The sequence below is a fragment of the Halorhodospira neutriphila genome, assembly GCF_016584055.1.
Taxonomy (GTDB): Bacteria; Pseudomonadota; Gammaproteobacteria; order Nitrococcales; family Halorhodospiraceae; genus Halorhodospira; species Halorhodospira neutriphila.
In genome coordinates this window covers 1-845 of record NZ_NRSH01000268.1, presented here as the reverse complement: position 1 = coordinate 845, position 845 = coordinate 1, and the positions used below count along the sequence as shown (strand labels likewise).

At 76.4% G+C, this 845-nt stretch carries 1 protein-coding gene and 1 pseudogene; both read right to left on the bottom strand.

Annotated features, from left to right (window positions below; genetic code table 11):
- Positions 1-179 (bottom strand): annotated as a pseudogene (locus CKO13_RS12855) (7-carboxy-7-deazaguanine synthase); the annotation flags it as partial.
- Positions 176-845, bottom strand: a 670-nt coding sequence (locus tag CKO13_RS13145; protein WP_200261460.1) for a 6-pyruvoyl trahydropterin synthase family protein, incomplete at its 5' end; no start/stop codon positions are given. The gene CKO13_RS13145 and the pseudogene CKO13_RS12855, both read right to left, overlap by 4 nt.

Genomic DNA, 845 nt, shown 5'->3' with positions numbered 1-845 from the left:
CCGGGCCCCGAGGTCCCCACGAACTCGGTGTCGCAGAAGCGGCAGACCGCCGCCGCCCGGTCCGCCTCCCGGCCGCTCCAGAGGTTGCAGCCGGCGAAGCGGATGAAGACGGCGGGCCGGCCGCTGCGCGCCCCCTCGCCCTGCAGGGTGTAGAAGAGGCTGTGGACGGCGTAGCTCACGGCGCGCCCGGATACGCCACCGCCCCGCAGCCGTCGCGCTCGAGGAGATCGACCCGGGAGAGCTGCGGCAGCCGCTCGCCGACGGCCGCCGCGATCCACGCCGCCAGCGTCCCCGGGTCGCCGTCGGCCAGGCTGTCGATCTCATCGAGGCGGTGGTGGTCGAGGCGCTCGCGCACGGGGGCGAAGGCGGCCTTGAGATCGCCGTAGTCCACCACCCAGCCGAGGCGCGGATCCAGGGGGGCGGCGGCGTGCAGCCGCAGGCGGTAGCCGTGGCCGTGGAGGCGGCTGCGCTCGTCGCCGGCCCCCGGCACCCGGACCGCCGCCTCGAAGCCCTCCGCCTTCCAGATGGTGTAGCGCTCGCCGTCGTAGGTGCAGGCGGAGCGCTCCGTCTCGTGGACGTGGACCCGGCGCAGGCCCGGCTCGCGGGGGCGGAGCTGCGCCCAGAGCCAGCCGGCGAGGTGCTCGCTGGTGGGATTGGCGAGGAGGTCGTTGAGGCAGCTGTAGCGCAGCCGCGGCTCGACCGCCGCCCAGAGGGCGTGGAGCGCCGCGTCCGTCGCCTCGGCCTCGAGGACGACCCGGTAGCTGTGGCCGTGCATGCGGGCGCAGGGGTGGCCCGCGGGGACCTGCGGCAGGCGGTGGGCCGCCTCGAAGCGGAAGCCCCGCCAG